Source organism: Helcococcus ovis (assembly GCF_004524775.2).
Classification (GTDB): domain Bacteria; phylum Bacillota; class Clostridia; order Tissierellales; family Peptoniphilaceae; genus Helcococcus; species Helcococcus ovis.
Genome location: NZ_CP119081.1, coordinates 579,787 through 596,722, shown reverse-complemented (window position 1 = coordinate 596,722; position 16,936 = coordinate 579,787). Strand labels below are relative to the sequence as shown.

16 protein-coding genes are annotated in these 16,936 nt (G+C 24.7%); 4 read left to right on the top strand and 12 right to left on the bottom strand.

Annotation, left to right across the window (positions count from 1 at the left end):
• Nucleotides 1-63: 63 nt before the first annotated feature.
• A complete protein-coding gene (locus tag EQF90_RS02755; protein WP_167604097.1) occupies nucleotides 64-1,125 on the top strand; it encodes a sensor histidine kinase in 1,062 nt (353 codons plus the stop codon).
• Nucleotides 1,118-1,726, top strand: a complete 609-nt coding sequence (locus tag EQF90_RS02750; protein ID WP_134711808.1) for a response regulator transcription factor — start codon at nucleotides 1,118-1,120, stop codon at nucleotides 1,724-1,726. The genes EQF90_RS02755 and EQF90_RS02750 overlap by 8 nt, the downstream gene beginning before the upstream one ends.
• Before the next feature lie 92 nt (nucleotides 1,727-1,818).
• Here the strand turns inward: EQF90_RS02750 and EQF90_RS02745 are convergent, their stop codons facing one another.
• The 8 genes from EQF90_RS02745 to EQF90_RS02710 form a co-directional block, all read right to left on the bottom strand.
• On the bottom strand, nucleotides 1,819-2,220 hold the full coding sequence (locus EQF90_RS02745; protein WP_134711809.1) for a hypothetical protein: 402 nt from the start codon (nucleotides 2,218-2,220) through the stop codon (nucleotides 1,819-1,821).
• Nucleotides 2,217-2,879 (bottom strand): hypothetical protein, encoded by a 663-nt coding sequence (locus EQF90_RS02740; RefSeq protein WP_134711810.1) that lies wholly within the window; start codon nucleotides 2,877-2,879, stop codon nucleotides 2,217-2,219. The genes EQF90_RS02745 and EQF90_RS02740 overlap by 4 nt, the downstream gene beginning before the upstream one ends.
• A 772-nt stretch (nucleotides 2,880-3,651) precedes the next feature.
• Nucleotides 3,652-4,341, bottom strand: a complete 690-nt coding sequence (locus tag EQF90_RS02735) for an MgtC/SapB family protein (RefSeq protein ID WP_134711811.1) — start codon at nucleotides 4,339-4,341, stop codon at nucleotides 3,652-3,654.
• A 46-nt stretch (nucleotides 4,342-4,387) separates the two neighbouring features.
• A complete protein-coding gene (locus tag EQF90_RS02730; RefSeq protein WP_167604099.1) occupies nucleotides 4,388-5,581 on the bottom strand; it encodes an MFS transporter in 1,194 nt (397 codons plus the stop codon).
• A gap of 44 nt (nucleotides 5,582-5,625) precedes the next feature.
• Nucleotides 5,626-6,516: a helix-turn-helix domain-containing protein gene (locus EQF90_RS02725; RefSeq protein WP_134711813.1), complete on the bottom strand. Its 891-nt coding sequence runs from the start codon at nucleotides 6,514-6,516 to the stop codon at nucleotides 5,626-5,628.
• 94 nt (nucleotides 6,517-6,610) lie between these two features.
• Nucleotides 6,611-8,788: a C1 family peptidase gene (locus EQF90_RS02720; protein WP_134711814.1), complete on the bottom strand. Its 2,178-nt coding sequence runs from the start codon at nucleotides 8,786-8,788 to the stop codon at nucleotides 6,611-6,613.
• A 121-nt stretch (nucleotides 8,789-8,909) separates the two neighbouring features.
• Nucleotides 8,910-9,773, bottom strand: a complete 864-nt coding sequence (locus EQF90_RS02715; RefSeq protein ID WP_134711815.1) for a staphylokinase domain-containing protein — start codon at nucleotides 9,771-9,773, stop codon at nucleotides 8,910-8,912.
• 452 nt (nucleotides 9,774-10,225) lie between these two features.
• Nucleotides 10,226-11,503, bottom strand: a complete 1,278-nt coding sequence (locus tag EQF90_RS02710; protein WP_134711816.1) for a bifunctional folylpolyglutamate synthase/dihydrofolate synthase — start codon at nucleotides 11,501-11,503, stop codon at nucleotides 10,226-10,228.
• Between the two features lie 118 nt (nucleotides 11,504-11,621).
• Here EQF90_RS02710 and EQF90_RS02705 point away from each other — a divergent pair, with 118 nt between their 5' ends.
• Nucleotides 11,622-12,146 carry a folate family ECF transporter S component gene (locus tag EQF90_RS02705; RefSeq protein WP_134711817.1) on the top strand — a complete coding sequence of 175 codons (525 nt, stop codon included), beginning with the start codon at nucleotides 11,622-11,624 and terminating at the stop codon, nucleotides 12,144-12,146.
• 251 nt (nucleotides 12,147-12,397) lie between these two features.
• Here EQF90_RS02705 and EQF90_RS02700 read toward each other — a convergent pair whose 3' ends face one another.
• Nucleotides 12,398-13,573 (bottom strand): IS110 family RNA-guided transposase, encoded by a 1,176-nt coding sequence (locus EQF90_RS02700; protein WP_134711818.1) that lies wholly within the window; start codon nucleotides 13,571-13,573, stop codon nucleotides 12,398-12,400.
• 369 nt (nucleotides 13,574-13,942) lie between these two features.
• Here EQF90_RS02700 and EQF90_RS02695 point away from each other — a divergent pair, with 369 nt between their 5' ends.
• Nucleotides 13,943-14,983 carry a hypothetical protein gene (locus EQF90_RS02695; RefSeq protein ID WP_330167162.1) on the top strand — a complete coding sequence of 347 codons (1,041 nt, stop codon included), beginning with the start codon at nucleotides 13,943-13,945 and terminating at the stop codon, nucleotides 14,981-14,983.
• Nucleotides 14,984-15,113: 130 nt separating this feature from the next.
• Here the strand turns inward: EQF90_RS02695 and EQF90_RS02690 are convergent, their stop codons facing one another.
• From EQF90_RS02690 to EQF90_RS02680, 3 genes are all read right to left on the bottom strand, one after another.
• The gene (locus tag EQF90_RS02690) at nucleotides 15,114-15,689 is read right to left on the bottom strand and encodes a 5-formyltetrahydrofolate cyclo-ligase (protein ID WP_167554059.1); all 576 of its coding nucleotides are present in this window, start codon (nucleotides 15,687-15,689) and stop codon (nucleotides 15,114-15,116) included.
• A 67-nt stretch (nucleotides 15,690-15,756) separates the two neighbouring features.
• Complete coding sequence (locus EQF90_RS02685) at nucleotides 15,757-16,329, bottom strand: electron transport complex protein RnfA (RefSeq protein ID WP_134711943.1); 573 nt, start codon at nucleotides 16,327-16,329, stop codon at nucleotides 15,757-15,759.
• Nucleotides 16,326-16,928, bottom strand: a complete 603-nt coding sequence (locus EQF90_RS02680) for an Rnf-Nqr domain containing protein (protein WP_134711944.1) — start codon at nucleotides 16,926-16,928, stop codon at nucleotides 16,326-16,328. The genes EQF90_RS02685 and EQF90_RS02680 overlap by 4 nt, the downstream gene beginning before the upstream one ends.
• Nucleotides 16,929-16,936: the final 8 nt, after the last annotated feature.

Genomic DNA, 16,936 nt, shown 5'->3' with positions numbered 1-16,936 from the left:
ATGAGATGCATTTATATAAGTAAAAAATGTAATTAAATAATATGACAAATGTACGGAGATTTTATGAAAAAACTAATCGATAATTTTTTAATCTTAAGTTCAATAATTTTTATATTATTTACTTTTAAAATTTTTACATTAAATAATAGTTTCATTATTTTATTATTAACTACTATTTCATTAAATTTTCTCATTATATTATTTAACAACAAAATTGCTAAAATCTTTGTACTCGCAATATTTTTAACATATTCGTTTTACAATATTAATACTTTGTATTTTTTACCAATTTTAATTTTTAACTTATTTGAAGTATTTAACAATAAATTATTACTTTTACTTTCTTTAACCATTTGTATATTTGATTTTAAGATATATGTAATAATTGGATTTTCATATTATTTATTTATTCAAAATATAAATTTTGAAGATGCATATTCAAAATATATGAAAACTAGGGATGAATTCGCAGAACAAAATATAATTTTAAGAAAAGAAAAATTAAATTTATTGAAAAAATCTGAACGTGATAAGCAAATTTCAATTATTCATGAAAGAGAAAGAATTGCTAAAACTTTACATGAATCAATAGGACACACTATTTCAGCAAGCATAATACAAATAGAAGCAATTAAAGTAATATCATCAAATGAAAATGTTACAAAACAATTAAATTCATTGCAAAATAATTTAAAAACGGGTATGAACGAAATTAGAGAAGCTCTACATAACTTGAAAAATCAAAGTATTGATTTAGAGAAAAAAATCATGGAATTACTTGAAAATTCACGATTTAAAAATAATAAAATTAATATATTAAATTGTGAAAACTTAAATATGAACTTAAAATTTGATATAATTTCAATTGTTAAAGAAGCTATAACAAATGCATTAAAATACTCAAATTCCGATTTTATGCGAATAAGCATTGTTAATAATAAAAAATACATATCGATAAACATTTCAGATAATGGAAGTGAATTTGTAGATATAACAAACATAAAAAAAGGAATTGGCTTAATTTCAATAAAAGAGATTGTAGATTTTTATAATGGAAATTTAAATATTTCATACAATAACGGATTTAATATCCACATTACTTTAATGGAGAAAATAAATGACTAAAATTATACTTATAGATGATGATAAATTAATATGTGATTCCCTTAAAATCATTTTAGAATCTAAAGGTTATGAAGTATCCGGAATAGCTTATAATGGTGTAGATGGTTTTAATCTATTTGAAAAAACTCATCCTGATATAATCCTTATGGATATAAGAATGAAGGAGCAAAACGGTATAGAAACTAGTGAAAAAATCTTAGAAAAATACCCTGATGCAAAAATATTGCTTTTAACTACTTTTAAGGACGAAGAATACATAACTCGTGCAATCTCAAATGGTGTAAAGGGCTATATTCTAAAAGACAACTTTTCATCTTTATTATCAAGTATCGAAACTGTACTTAGTGGAAATATCGTATTTGATAGTGAAGTTGTTCAAAACATCTCAATTCATAAAAAATCCAATATCACCATTAAAAATATAAATCAAAAAGAAATGGAAATAATTAAGTTAGTTGCTGAAGGATTAAATAATAAAGAGATTGCAGAAAAATTATTTTTAAGTCAAGGAACTGTAAGAAATTATCTTTCTACAATATTAGATAAATTGAATTTAAGAGATAGAACTCAGCTTGCTATTTATTATTTGAATAATAAATAAGTAAAATTATATTAAAAATAAATATTTTTATTATTAAAAAAATGAGAATTAGAAATCATAAATTCAGACTTCTAATTCTCTCAACCATTTTACTATATTCCCAATTCATCATTTAACAAATTGTGTAATTCTATTAATGAATCTACCTTTACCTTTGAATTATACTGATATTTATTATCTTCTTTTATAATTCTTATATGCTTTTTTGAAACTTCAAAAGTAAAATTATCAAATATTATAGTCGGACTGTTTCCTTTTAATGATTCGTAACTCACTTTTTCAAAATTGCTCTCATTTAAATTATTTATCAATTTTTGAACTTTATCCTTAAAGTCTTTTGATAAAGTATCTTTTTTTACTCTAGCTCCTTCAGACTCAATAGATATTATATTAGAATAATCTTTAATATCCATACCAAATTTATAATTTCTATTACATCCAACAAGAACTATAGTCATAAATATAAACATTATTAATATATTTTTAATTTTCATTTTATTTTACCTATATTTTTAATATACCCTGCATTCAATTTGTATACAGTAGAACTTTTTGTATTTATCAATTTAGAATCCATATCCATATATTGTGTAAAATTATACCATGGATTCCAAAAAGAATATGTATTATTGGTGTTGTTATACCCAAAAATTACTAATGCATGTTGACCTTTAGAAGATGTATTAGTACCTCCTATAAGAATATAACTATTCTTATAATATATTTGTTCTATAACCTCTCCTTTAAATAAATATCCTGAGTCCTTTGCGTCATTAGAAAAGTTGTAATTATTTAAATAACTTGACAATTCCTTAAATGATACTCCATCTTCATAATTAAAATAAGAAGATATTGTTTCTGGAGTATGCAAATTGTATCCTAAATTATATAGTATATTAGATAAAGCATAAGAATAACATCTACTTTTACCAGAAGGCTGAATATATTTTATATCAAAATTTAACACATACCCTGAGGGAGTTCTCAAAGAAACAAAATTTTTATCGTACTTAATATTATCATTACCATTCAAAATTACTAATTCATTAGTATTTATTTTTTTATTATAAATAATATTTTTTTGTTCATTTAAGCTATAAGCTCTTTTACCTATTATTCCCCACAAATCATCATCAAAAGTTGTTAAAATCAAAGGATTATTTATATTAGTAAAATATTTTAACTTGTCTAATTGTTCGGAATATGCTTTAGAATAAATTCCACTAGTTTCTCCTTCAAAAGTTGAAACTAAAAAAGTTGAAACTATTTTATTATTTAAATATATTGGAAATAAAGTTCTTTCTTGATTATCATTATTAATGATATTTATTCCTCTACCTACCTTAAATTTGTAATATAATTCATAATCTCTACTAGATAAAACAAATCTATATATAATATATAACTTCGTTTTCTAATAATATTAAATTCCATTAATATTAAACATTGGAAACACCTCCATTATTTCTTTTTTTAAATTATAAATTATTTTTTTGTGTGCATCAATCGATTTCAAATTATGGTTTAATATTTGAATAAACGTAAGCGTCAAATAATCAGTACCCATAACAAAATAGCCTATAAATCACATTAGATTCATAGGTTCTTTTGATTTTCTCTTAAATTTTATTGTATCTGAAAATAAACAATTTTTTTCTGCCCACAACAAAAGCTAAAATACCTCATATAAAGAAAAAAGGTAATTCTTTTTACAAAATCTCCAAAAGGAATTGCCTCATATGAAGAATAACGGCATTTCTTTTTACAAAAATATCAAAAAGAATTGCCTCATATGAAGAGTATCTGTATTATATTTTGTCACAAAAAAAAGACCTCTAAAAAATTGGTCTCTAGATCCAGCTTTTTAGGGTCATTTCTAATTAATAAATTTTTTTAGATTGGATTAAAATATCTATTTTTAGGTCTTAATCAAACTCACCAAATTCAATACTTACAATATTTTCTAAATTAGATAATTTATATGCTAAGTCCGAAAATGAGATTGACTTTTTTGTATTTATTCTATATACATGTGTTGTATATAATTGATTATTTTCTGTAGATGTATTCATTCCTATTATTTCAAATTTTGGGTCAAAACTTTTTATCGCGTTAATAATTTCTTCAGTAGTATTTTTATTCGATAAATATTTAATAGTAAATTCTTGTGTTCCATGGATTACAATTATTCTCTTAAAAAAGATCAACACTATTAATATTAATAGCCCACTAAAAACACCAATTACATAATATCCCATTCCAAATGCTAAGCCAACGGCTGATACACACCATATTGATGCAGCTGTAGTTAATCCTGTAACACTTCTTTTAGTAACTATTATTGTACCTGCACCTAAAAAACCTATGCCACTAACCACCTGTGCTATTAATCTAACAGCATCTATACTAACATTTAAATCTTTACTTAAACTAGATACAAACGCAATTGTATTTACCTGAATCAAGGATATTGTCGCTGCCCCCATACCAACCAAAATATGAGTTTTTAGTCCAGCACTTCTGTGGCTTTTTTCTCTTTCAAGTCCGATAAGTCCGGAAAATATCATTGATAAAATTAATCTTATAAAAATATCATTTATTGTCAATCTATCCATTGTGTTCTCTCCTGTTATAATATATAAATATTATAACATTTTGAAACTATTTTCCAAACTTTACTTTTGAATATGTCATTGAAATAAATGATATTAGCATCACTAAAATTCCTAATACAAAGAATGTAATTAAATTTATACTTCCAGGGATTTTTGATAAAACAAATGTACCTAATGGCATCAAAATAATTGCTACTGTAAATACACAAGAAAATACTCTTCCCATCATTTCATTCGGAACTTTAATTTGTATTTGACTTAAATAATGTATATTAAAAATTGTCATAAAAAATTCTACTAAAAAATTTCCAAATAAAAATATGATTATTGGAAAATTAATAAATTTGTATAATCCTATCAGCACTACTCCAGATCCGCTTAAAATTAAACTTAAATGTAAATTTCTGATAGATGATTTAATCTTGCCGGAAATAAATGCAGCTAAAATACTTCCTAAAGCTCCTAAACTTAGCATTGTCGCAAAAGCTCCATTTATTGAAAATAATTTATCCGAATAAGGAAGAATGTATGCAAATCCGGCAAACATAAAATTTATCAATGATGCTAATATTAAAAGTAATAAAATTTCTTTTTCATTGTATACAAAAATAATCCCTTCCCATATATCACTTAAGACAGATTTTAAATCAGTCCCTGTTTTTGAGCTGATTTGATATTTAATTTCTTCAATTTTTATCATCTTTATACAAATAAATGAAAGTAAAAAACTTATAGCATCTATCAGTAATATAACTCTAAGACTTGTAAATTGTATTACAATAAATGAAAATATTGGCGAACAAACACTAATTACTTTAGTTGTAACTTCTAATTTTGAATTATAATTTACAATTTCATCCTTTTCAACAATTTCACTAATAAATGATTTATTAGCAATTCTTGAAAAGGAGCTTGAAACTGCTAATATAATATTTACAATTACCAATGTATATAACATCAAATTATTATTTGAAATAAATGCCGCTAACAAGCATGCAATAAAACATATAAAATCTGTATACAATAATATTTTACGTCTTTTGAATCTATCTACTAATGCACCACTTATCGGATTTAACAAAATCGATGTTAGTGTATCAGCTATTTGATAATACGCTAAAAACTTCTTTCCTATATTCCCAATTGATGCTAGCCATATTGAATTTCCATAATCATAAAATATATTTCCTATTTTATTTATTCCTCTGCTAAATAGCAGTTTTTTGATTGTTTTATTCATAAAAATCCTCCTAAATAATATGAATATAATTATATCCATATTATTTAAGAGATATTATTTTTTCCCATATATACAAATTTATTTTTTACAAATTCATCAAAATGTTGCTGATAATTTTTTGCATGATAATCACAAGAAAGTAATTTAAACGTTTCGATGATTTTCTTCATCACTTCAACTCCGGCACTATCCCCTTTTTTGTAAAGTAAAAATGCTTCTCCATATTTAAGTATCATTCTTTCATAAACTTTTGTTTCTCCACCGACAATTTTTCTTAATTTCTTGTTAATTTTTTCAGCTTCTTTCAAATCATTTCTTTCTATTAATTTTAAAAATATATTTAGTGAAGTGATACATACTAAATGTTTGTGCATTGAACTTTTTTTATACTTTTCATAATTTTTAAATATTTCATCAAAAAAATATAACATTCGTTTTGTACTAAAAAATTCATATAGATTTCCTATTAACTGAAGTTCTAAAATTCCCCAATTTTCAGTTACAAATAAATGATCTATTATTTTTTGAAGATCTTTATCTGATAGTTTTGTCTTATTTATCTTGCATATAAACCCTTTAAATAAAATTATATATAATGGATAAAGACTATTATCAGGATTTTCTTTTAATTTATTTTGATTTAGTTCTATCAATTCTCTAAATCCTTCAATACTATTCTCATAATAATATTTTACAACCTTTGACATCATTTTAACTACATCATATTTTTCATAATCCCTAGCATATACCATAAATTCATCAATAGTAATCCCTATTTTATTAAGAATAAAAATAAATTTTCCAATTGATAAATCAGTTTCACCTCTCTCAAACCTTGAAATTTGAGAAATCGATATTTCACCAGAAGATATTTGCTTTAATGTATAATTTCTATCTTTTCTAAGTTTTTTTAATACTTCGCCATAATTATTCATGATATATCCCTACTTTATTATATTCATCTCAACATAATAATAAAGTAGTGAAGATAATTAATCAACACTACTTTATTAAAATTTTTAATAAATATTAATACCTAGATATACTATTTTCATTGAAAGATACTTCTATTCTGTCACTATTAGACAATTCATTATATAACTCTATATATAAAATATCATCTATTATTCTTATATTTTCAGCTCCAATTAACGCCCCATTTACTCTAATCTTTACATCTTCCTTTTGAGTGTTTGTTAAAAGAACTGTTTTATTATAATTTTTTTGCAATTTATACGTTAAAACTGTTTTATCAAATTTTGATAATTGAGCTTCTCTGAATATATCTGATGATCTATTATTTCTATTTTGTCTACTAATATTTCTATTATATGAATTATAACTGTTATCATTAATATAATTATTTCTATCATAATTTCGATCTTCAACATTATATCTATTTGCATGTGAAGTTTTATTTAGATATACATAATATTTAAATAAGTCTTCATTTTTATTTATCTTATCTCTTATACTATTATGTAAATCTTTATCCACATCTGTATAATCTGTTATTATAGGAACAAAGTATCCATTTTTCAAAACATAATCTTTAATTTCGAAAACTTTTGATTGCATTATTCCTTTTTCATCAGTATAATCTACTCTTAATTTATTTCCTATACTTAATAAATGTTCTCTTACATATGACTCAGAAGCATTTTTATCTACATAAATAAATGTTTCTTTATCTTTTGTAACTGATATAACATTTTTAACTTTTTCTTCATATAATGAATTAAAGCTTGATTTGTTATCAGATTGTGTAAATGCATTTATATATATATCATTATTATATGGAATAAATCCATAATCGGTATTTATAAATGAAAAGTTTGAATCCGGAGTATATGTTGGAGTTGATATTATGCTGCTTCCTGTAGATTTAATATCTTTAGCAATGCTTATATATACTCCATTTTCATTTTTTAAAATAAGTCTAATTGCAAACTTATTTTTAGTAATTTCTAAAGGACTTATAGATATTGTATTAACTCCTTTATCATTACTTACTCCACTAGCTACTTTAGTATAATTAGCTTTTTCAACATCTTCAGTTGAATGTCCATTTAACATAGCTACTTGTATTTCATAACTTAAATTTTTCCCTACTTCATTTATAAATTGAATATTTGTTAAATATTCTCTTTTATTATCATTTTTATTATAAACATTTACCATATCTACGGTTGTTCTCTTAAATGTATGTCCTAGTGATGACTTATCAAATCCGTCTTTACCAAATGTATATACTTTTCTGGAGTTTTCTTTTGATAAAAAATTACCATAAGAATAAAAAGTATTTTTTACTGGTGATAAAACATCTAAACCATTTATTCTAAGAACTTGAAAACTTTCCTTAGGAAATGTATCATAAGAAATCCACATATATCCGTTGTCACCAAATTCAGGTCCTCTTGACTGTCTAACCTTAAAAGCACCAACAGCCCTTTGACCTCTTTGGTTTACAATTTCTTTATTATCATCCCAACCAACCAATACTACAGCATGATTTGGAGCCATTACAATTTCATTCATAGGATTAGGTGCATAATGGTAAACTAAATCCGGATTATAAAAAAATCTTTTTAATCTTTCAGGTTCATTTGATTTTCTACCAAATCCATAATAACTTCCGGATGCATTATAATTACCGGAAAATCCTGATTCAGTGTTGTCATAATAAGCCGCAGTAACAGCACCATATTTTTCAATATTTTCTTTTACATTAGAAATATCAGATTCTATTATATTTCCAACTGCAAATTTATATTTATATTTTCCTAAATCTTCCATAGAATTATGTCCCGGCAATACATATGTCCCACTATTTTGGTATAATGGAACAGAATCTTTTATTGTAGGGTATTCAGTTTCACCAACTGGTCCATCTAGTCTCATAAGATAAGGTGTGGCTGATGTTAAACTAGCTCCATCTAATTTTGCACCATCATGTATATGATATGCCAAATGAGTTTCTGATAAATCAACTGTTCTTCCGGTTGCTTTTTTATAAGCAATTTCTATAGCTCCCATAGTAGCATGTGCCCAGCATGTTCCTGTTCTTCCTTGATTTTTAACTTCAGTAAGATATTCTTTTGGTGTTTCATATCTTACTGATACAGCAAACGCTGATACTGGCTCTAACAATAAAAATGATGCAATAGTAAATGTGATTATTTTTCTTAAATTTTTTGTTAATTTCATTTTTTCCTCTTTATTTTTAAAAATTATAAATAAACCAAATTATAATATATGTTTTCATATTATGAATTTAACAAGTATTATTTTGCTAAATAATAAATAAAATTTAAATATAAAAAAATAATTATTTCTTATATTCAACAAAATATCCTTCTCTTACTCTATCAACACTTTGAGTTTCACCAAGTATCTTGCCAGTCTTTGGCTTTGTGTATAGAATCTTATTCCTTTTAGCTATTTCATATTCAAAATCATCTTTAAATGATGCATATTTTTGAAACTCTCCATTTTCGTTATGAATTATAAATGTATACTCTTTCTCTACTATCTTAAAATCAGGATAATTTTTTTCTAAAATTTCTTCAGCTTTTTTTCTAAGTTCTTTAGAAGTTAACTTTTCCCCTACAAATTTTTCACCTAAATCAAATTCAATCGGAAATAAATATTTCCCAGTTAATTCACCATTAATTATAGGAGAAAATTTAACCCTGTATTCTATTCTAGCAGACTCTGATGGATTTGTAAGTTCAGGTTCTTTTTTTTCTCTTAAAATTACATGTCCATTCAATTGGTATTTTCTGATATCACCTTTTAATTGAACTGTACCTTCATTATCACCTGTAGAAAACAAAAGTTCTCCATTATTATACAATTTAGCATCATATGCAAAATCTAAAAGTTCATATTTATAATCTAATTGTAATTCTGTCATTTGATGTCTAATTGAATCTAATAATTCTTTTTTTGTAACTTTATCAAAGGGATCAGATAATATATGAGTTGTCCCCCTTATTAATATTTTTTCATTAGTATCTTTGACAATACCGTCAACATTTATAGACACTGTAGCTTTTCTTTTTTCAACATCATCATCATAATACCTTGATGAATCAGAGCCCATAAAAGTAACTATGGCTTCTGCTTTTGATGTGTAAACAGAAGATAAAAGTGCAACAATAAGTGCTAATATATAAATCTTTTTTTTCAAATTTTCCTCCACAAATTTTTTAATTAAATATAACTTTTTTATATAAAGAACTTTTTATAAAAATTATTTTTATAAATTTTTATTTATAATTATTCTTTATATCTTAAATAAAAATGACATTATGTATGCATTTTTATTAAACCTCCTTTATAATATATTTAGGTTGTTAAAGGTAACCTATAACCCTTTATCTACTAAATATTATTCAGTTTTACTGTATAATATTTAGTAGATAGAGTATACTCGTCTCTTACTTGAGATTTAATCTCGTACTTGAACGAGTGAGTGTTCTTTCTTTATTAAATTCTATAAAAAATCTATCACATAACTATAATTCTAAAAAAATTAAATTTATATAGCTAACGTTTACAAAATTTTTTACACAAATATAATAGCAAAATTTAAGAAAAATTGAAAATTTTTTTCAAATTTGTTATTTTTTTTTTAATCTACTAATCTAAATATTTTAATAGTTCTCTTATTAAATAAAGCGACCCGCACCATAATATCAAATCGTCTTCACTTGCTAAAGACTTAGTGTATTCAAATGCTTCAACATTATTTGATATAACTTTTATATTAATTTCATACTCTTTTACGATTTCATTTAATTCTGTTTCAGAATAATTTCTGCCCGGATAGTCCACTGTAGTAACGATAAGTTCATCTGATATTTTTGATAAAGCTGATAAAGCATAAGATATATCTTTATCTTTTAACATACTAAATCCTACTATAAGCCTATTAAATTTTAAGCATTTAATTGTATCTATCAAACTAATGATTGATTCTTTATTATGTGCTCCATCAAATATAATTTTAGGATTTTTAGATACTACTTCCAAGCGTCCGGTATTTCTAGCTAAATATATCCCATCATATATATCTTTTTCTGAAATCTCATAATTATTTTTCAGATAATCTATAACCGTTAATGCTAATACCGCATTGTATACCTGATGTTTGCCAATAAGACACGACTTCATATTTTTATAAGTTCTAAAATTAAACACATTCTCAACTTCAGATATTTTAAGTATATCAATTTCAGAAATTGAGAATGTATTAAACTCACAATTTAATTTAATGGCTGTTTGTTCAAAAATTTTGTGTACAGTATCAATTTGAGGATATATAAACACAGGACAATTATTTTTTATTATACCTGCTTTATTTTCTGCTATATCTTCTATTGTATTACCTAAAACATTTTGATGATCTTTTGAAATTGTCACAATAACTGATGCAATAGGCTTTTTTATTATATTAGTTGCATCAAGTTTTCCTCCAAGCCCAACTTCAACTACTGCAAAATCAACGTTTTGATCATAAAAATATTTATACATAATAGATGTTATAATTTCAAAATATGTTATAAACTTTCCATTTTTTTCCATAGCATCGATGATTAAAATTAATTTATTTATATATTCTATAAATAACTTTTCAGACATTTGAGCCCCATTTATTTTAAATGAATCTGTTATATCATTCATATATGGAGAAGTAAATAACCCACATTTATATTTTCTAGATAATACTGATGCTATAAAATTAGATGTAGACCCCTTTCCATTTGTTCCTGCTATATGTATTACTTTAATTTTATCTTGAGGATTATCTAATTTATCTAACAAATATTTTATATTGTCCAAGTTAAATTTCCCTTTTGATCCTCCTTTTAAATACAACCAATCTAAACAGCTATTTATATCATAAAATTTTTGCATTGTTCCCCCTTGTAATTTTAAATTGATTTTATATAATTTATTATATCAGAATTTTTAAAATATTTACGGAACACATATTTTAATTTGCCTGATATTATATTATATAAGGAGTATTTATATGAAATCAAAATTTAATCTACAATCTTTTATTATGGCAACTTTACTTACGGCCATATCAATTATTTTAACAAGATTTTTATCTTTTTATTTAACACCAAATATGAGAATAGGCATAGGTTCTCTTCCTATAATTTTTAGCGGTGCAGTATTAGGTCCTTTTTTAGGTGCCTTAACAGGTGTAGCAGCGGATTTAATAGGTATAATGATTAACCCGGGAGGTGTTCCTCATCTAGGATTTACATTATCATCAACACTTACAGGATTAATTCCGGGAATTATATTTTTTATAATATTCAATAAAAATAATGAAAATCAAAATTTAAAAATATTATTAACTAATCTATTTATTTTTGGATTTATACATCTTATTCTTAACAGTATATGGTTAAGTCAATTAAGCGGTTTAAGTATCTGGTTTTTAATTATATCACGTCTGCCAAAAATTCTTATAGAATCAGTATTTACAGGAATACTATTAAAATTATTACTAAACAAAAAAGTTACACTACTTTTAAATCAATAAATCCTTTATTGACTTAAATATAAATAATAGTATATACTTAAAAAGTTACATTATTAACTGTAAAATTTAAGACCAGCTATCAAATGTCAATAGATAAATGATTAATTGTTTGCAGTGCTCATGAAGTATAATTTTTTATCTAAAACCTGTCAAGGGAGGGCCCCTTGACAGAACTTAGCTAAAAAATTACTTAAATTTGTGCACAGCAAACAAACCTAATAATTTAGGTGAAAAAAAAACAATATTAACAATTAAATATTTGGAGTATACAACTTGTTGTCACGCAATACTGCAAAAATGATGTTAGTAAGCTTTCTAGCAACGGCTCCAATAGCTGTTCCATGGGCTTTTCCTCTATCTCTCATACTTTGATAGTACTTAGATAGAGCAGGATCTCTAAATGCAGCAACAGTTGCTGATAGCCAAATCGCTCTTCTTAAGTATGGTGAACCTCTTTTAGATATTTTAGCATTTGAAGCACTAAAGTCTCCGGATTGCTTAACTGAAACATCAAGACCAGCATAAGCAACTAATTGACTTGCTTTTTCGAATCTTGAAATATCACCAATTTCGGAATAAATTGCTGCTCCAAGAACTTCTCCAACACCTATAATGCTAGTAATTACAGGGCAAAGTTCATTAAGCATGAAAGAAATTTCTTCTTCAATTTCATAAATTTGATCTTCTAAAAATGAAATTTGATTAATGATTTGCTTGATTTGGAAAGAAAAAGATTTTTTAGCAAATTTAATTCCAAAGGAGTTTGAAGCTGTAGATTGAATTTCTTGTGCTTTTTTTAGACCAAAACGCCCTTTACTACATTTTGAAAGAAGATTTGCTAATTCTTGTGCAGAAATGTTAATTAAATCTTCGGGTAAAGGATAATTGGATAATAACTCTTTTGAAGTAACTCCATAGATATTAGAAAAAAGTGTTGAATATTCTGGAAAAACTTGGTCAAGAATAGCGACTAGTTTTCTTTTCCAATCAGAGCATTCATCAACTAAAGCAAATCTGTATCTTGAAAGATTTCTTAGTGCAAAAGTATCTTCATCAGAAAAATTTGAGATTGAGTATTCACCAAACCTCATAATTTGAGCGATAACAAACGAGTCAACAGCATCATTTTTGGTTTGTCTTATGTACATTTTTCTGAAAGCTTCTGATTGAATTGGATTTATGACGATACAATTAAATCCAAGCTCTAGAAGAAAAGAATAAAGACTAAGCCAATAGTGACCAGTTGCTTCCATTCCAATAATGCAATTGTTAATATCAAGATTAAAATAATCAAGAAAATCCCTAAACTTTTCTAAACCTTTAATAGTATTAGAAAAAGATATACTTTTAGATAAGGATTTTCCAGAAGAGTCAATAATAGAAGCTTCGTGGTTTTTCTTTGCAATATCAATACCAATGTAAAACATAAAATCACCTAGTTTCAAAAAATTTAGATAGAGAAAGAACCCTCTAGAACTTTACGACAATGCAACCTCGTTAGACATACAGCAACGAATGTGCTATCCAGCTCATACGCATAAAGACGTAAAGAAGAGGCGTAACCCTTAATAAGGAAGACAAAAGCTTCAAGGAGAAAAACTACGACCTCTATCTATACAACTATTATCTCATAAAGAATATGAGATGAAAATAAAATATGTAGTTTTAACTACAACATTATTATACGAAGGAGGAGAACTACGACCTCTATCTATACAACTATTATCCCATAAAGAATATGGGATGAAAATAAAATATGTAGTTTTAACTACAACATTATTATACGAGGAGAAAATATGACATTGACAAAAAAAACATTATATTCTACATTAACAATTATATTTTTAGTATTAACAATTTTTTCATTTTCTGTTAATAAAAACATTTCATATGCAAATGATGATATACCAAACATATTATCTAAGAATTCTTTCATATATAGCTATGATGAAAATAAATCTAAAATTACATTTTTATCTAATTTTTGGGAAATTAAAGAAGAGATTGCTGATATTTATATAATATTTTCAAAAAATATTGACAGACATAATGCAAAATATTTAAAAATGAACCTTACAAAAGATAAAGTTTTTAATTTGACACTACCTATTGAATTTATAAAAACTTATGACAATTATTATTTTGAAGTTAATTTAAAAAATGGATTTAAATACTATTTTACTATACAAGATCCAAAAGATAATATTAATAAAATTATAGAAAGAAAAGAATCTCGACTAGATTCCACACTAAAAATTGAAAATATCGAAAATATATTCCCTAAAAAAAGTGAAATTAATAATAATTTAGAAAAAAATAAATTTGGATGGTATTCTTTAAACAATGATTGGTTCTATAAAAAAACAGATGGAAACAAAGCTATTTCTGAATGGTTATATGACGAAAATTATTCTTCATGGTATTATCTAAATCAAAATGGTAAAATGGCTAAATCTGAATGGATAAAGCACTCAGATAATAACTGGTATTACCTAAAACAAAATGGTAAAATGGCTAAATCTGAATGGATAAAGCACTCAGATAATAACTGGTATTACCTAAAACAAAATGGTAAAATGGCTGAGTCTGAATGGATAAAGCACTCAGATAATAACTGGTATTACCTAAAACAAAATGGTAAAATGGCTGAGTCTGAATGGATAAAGCACTCAGATAATAACTGGTATTACCTAAAACAAAATGGTAAAATGGCTGAGTCTGAATGGATAAAGCACTCAGATAATAACTGGTATTACCTAAAACAAAATGGTAAAATGGCTAAATCTGAATATATTGGAAAATGGTATGTGAATAATAATGGTAAATATATAAAATAATTTTTAAATAATATTATAAATAACAATACTTAAAAAGCTGTTGCAAAATAACTAAAAATATTATTTTGCAACAGCTTTTTCTTTTTAATAAATCTTAGATATTTGAAAAATAAAAATAATATAATTTTAATTAAAAATAAATATTTATTTTTTCAACAAAATTTTCAGATAAAATATTTTCAAATATTAAATCATGTGTTTCAATTGGAATATTGTCATAAATCATTTTTCCTCTACAAATAACATATGTGGATTTCAAGGATTTATTTTCAAAAAATTTATCATAATATCCTCCACCGTATCCTAATCGATATCCTCTTTTATTAACTGATATGCATGGTATTACCGAAAAATCTATATCATTTATATCTATTTTTAATGATTTTTCTGAAGGCTCTAATATTCCAAATTTTCCTTCTTTTAGTTCATTTAAATTTTTTATTTCTCTAGCTTCCATAATCCCTTTTTGTAAACATAAAGGCACAAATAATCTCTTATTATCTAATAAAACTTTTCGTAAAAAATTTATTGTTGAAACTTCTTCATTCATACTTACATAACAAAAAATATTTTTTGCATTTTTATATTCTTCTAACAAAATTAATTTTTGATATATTAATTCATCAGACTTTTTAATATATTCTTTTGATAATTTTTTTCTTTTTAATAATAGTTTTTTTCTTAATTTGTTTTTTAATTTGTTCACAATAATATCCTCAAAAAATTTACAATAAAAAGGAATGCTGAAAACTCAACATTCGCAAAATTATTTACTAAATTAATCCCTTAAAGCCATAAAAAGCTAATGCCATTAATCCTAAAGCTAACAATGTTATAGGTTTTCCTAAAAAATACCTTGGCAAATTAGCATATTTATATTTTTCATTGATTGCATTTAACAATAAAGCTATCAAAGTAAATCCCAGAGATACTCCAAATGAATAAATAACAGTATTTAATATGTTATAATTATTTGATACAACTATTAAAGAAACCCCTAAAATCATACTATTTGCAGTAATTGAAGGTAAATATGATTTTAAATCTTCATATTCCTTTTTAGAAGTAACTGCTACTAAAGAATAAAATATTTCTATCACTAGGACTATAATTACTACAAATGACAAAATTTTCAGATATTCTAAATTAAATTTCAATAAAACATAGTCATAAAATACTTTAGCTATTAATGATGAGATAACTGTTACAAATGTTATTGAAAGCCCCACTGTTATAGATGATTCAAAATCTTTTGATGATTCTAAAGCAGATTTGATACCAAATATTTGTGTTAAAACCATATTATTAACTAAAACTGTCGCAATTATGATACTAATATAGTTCATTTTCTAGCCTCCCTTAGTTTTTTGCTTATTGTATACCAATTTGATAAAGCAATAAATAAAGCTAACAATATAAATCCCATCATTGGTTCGTTAAATGTCTTAATTGTAAATTCTCTAGAAATAAATCTTAATCCATAAATTGTACCATTTCCAATTAACTCTCTTATAAGTGCTAATACAACAATTACTAAAGTATATCCTAAACCTGTTGTTATTGAATCAATCAATGAACTTACAACTCCTGAAATCATAGCGTTTTTTTGTAATCTAATTAACATAATAGAGTTAACTGATATTAATGAGGTAAAGATCCCCATTGATTCAAATGTTAAAGGATATATAAATTTTATTGTCATCTCAGCAATAGTAGATAAAGTTGCTACTATTACCATTAAAATCAACATTTCAAACTTTTCATCAATTAATGATTTTAATAATGAAACTATTACACTTGATACAACTAATACAAAAGTTACAGCTAAAGCCATAATCATAGCCGGTTTTAGTGAATTGCTCAAAGCCAAGATTGATACAAATCCAAGACTTTGAACTAAAACTGGATTTTTCAAAATTATATTATCTAAATATGATTTTTTCATAACAACAT

Excerpts from the sequence above, each read along its gene's own strand:
- EQF90_RS02755 (WP_167604097.1), top strand. The coding sequence starts at position 64 with ATGAAAAAACTAATCGATAATTTTTTAATCTTAAGTTCAATAATTTTT.
- EQF90_RS02750 (WP_134711808.1), top strand. The coding sequence starts at position 1,118 with ATGACTAAAATTATACTTATAGATGATGATAAATTAATATGTGATTCC.
- EQF90_RS02745 (WP_134711809.1), bottom strand. The coding sequence starts at position 2,220 with ATGAAAATTAAAAATATATTAATAATGTTTATATTTATGACTATAGTT.
- EQF90_RS02735 (WP_134711811.1), bottom strand. The coding sequence starts at position 4,341 with ATGGATAGATTGACAATAAATGATATTTTTATAAGATTAATTTTATCA.
- EQF90_RS02730 (WP_167604099.1), bottom strand. The coding sequence starts at position 5,581 with ATGAATAAAACAATCAAAAAACTGCTATTTAGCAGAGGAATAAATAAA.
- EQF90_RS02725 (WP_134711813.1), bottom strand. The coding sequence starts at position 6,516 with ATGAATAATTATGGCGAAGTATTAAAAAAACTTAGAAAAGATAGAAAT.
- EQF90_RS02720 (WP_134711814.1), bottom strand. The coding sequence starts at position 8,788 with ATGAAATTAACAAAAAATTTAAGAAAAATAATCACATTTACTATTGCA.
- EQF90_RS02710 (WP_134711816.1), bottom strand. The coding sequence starts at position 11,503 with ATGCAAAAATTTTATGATATAAATAGCTGTTTAGATTGGTTGTATTTA.
- EQF90_RS02705 (WP_134711817.1), top strand. The coding sequence starts at position 11,622 with ATGAAATCAAAATTTAATCTACAATCTTTTATTATGGCAACTTTACTT.
- EQF90_RS02700 (WP_134711818.1), bottom strand. The coding sequence starts at position 13,573 with ATGTTTTACATTGGTATTGATATTGCAAAGAAAAACCACGAAGCTTCT.
- EQF90_RS02695 (WP_330167162.1), top strand. The coding sequence starts at position 13,943 with ATGACATTGACAAAAAAAACATTATATTCTACATTAACAATTATATTT.
- EQF90_RS02685 (WP_134711943.1), bottom strand. The coding sequence starts at position 16,329 with ATGAACTATATTAGTATCATAATTGCGACAGTTTTAGTTAATAATATG.
- EQF90_RS02680 (WP_134711944.1), bottom strand. The coding sequence starts at position 16,928 with ATGAAAAAATCATATTTAGATAATATAATTTTGAAAAATCCAGTTTTA.